The 639-nt window shown below is 61.7% G+C and carries 1 protein-coding gene; it reads right to left on the minus strand.

Annotated features, from left to right (window positions below):
* Positions 1 to 639 (minus strand): DNA topoisomerase (locus tag F8N96_RS34845; protein WP_263596476.1); only part of this gene is annotated, 639 nt, incomplete at both ends.

Genomic DNA, 639 nt, shown 5'->3' on the forward strand with positions numbered 1-639 from the left:
GCCTTGCCGGCAGGCGGTGGGCCGCTGATGGTCAGGCTCAGCGCAGAGCAGCGAGTCACCTGCTTGCTCATCCACGCCGCTTGCTTGGTGACGAATTCTTCCAGACTCATCTCACCGCTCTGCACCATGTCCAGCGCCTGCTCCCAGATCGCCGTGGTGCCGGGGTCGGCAATCGCTCGGGGTACGGCGTCGATCAGACTGAACGCCGCCGGTGTTGCCGCCAGTGCCTTGCCGTTTTTCACCAGATAACCGCGATCAAGCAGTCCCTGGATGATCGATGCACGGGTGGCTTCGGTGCCGATGCCGGTCGTGTCCTTGAGCTTCTGTTTGAGCAGCGGATCGTCCACCAGTTTGGCAACGTTCTTCATCGCCTTGATCAGATCGCCTTCGGTGTAGGGCTTGGGTGGCTGCGTCCACAAATCCTTGAGCTTCACATCAGCAACGGCGCAATCGATAACCTGGCCAGGTGGCGGCAAGGTTGGCGGTGCCGGCGCTGCACGGCCCTTGGTCGGTGCCAATGCCTCGGGCAGTGCGCGCTTCCAGCCCGGTTCGATGATCTGTTTGCCGACTGCACGCAACGCTTCACCGGCGCAATCGAAATCAGCCTGGGTGCGGTCGTATTCATGGTTGGGTAGAAAC

This window comes from Pseudomonas fluorescens (genome assembly GCF_902497855.1).
Classification (GTDB): domain Bacteria; phylum Pseudomonadota; class Gammaproteobacteria; order Pseudomonadales; family Pseudomonadaceae; genus Aquipseudomonas; species Aquipseudomonas fluorescens_BI.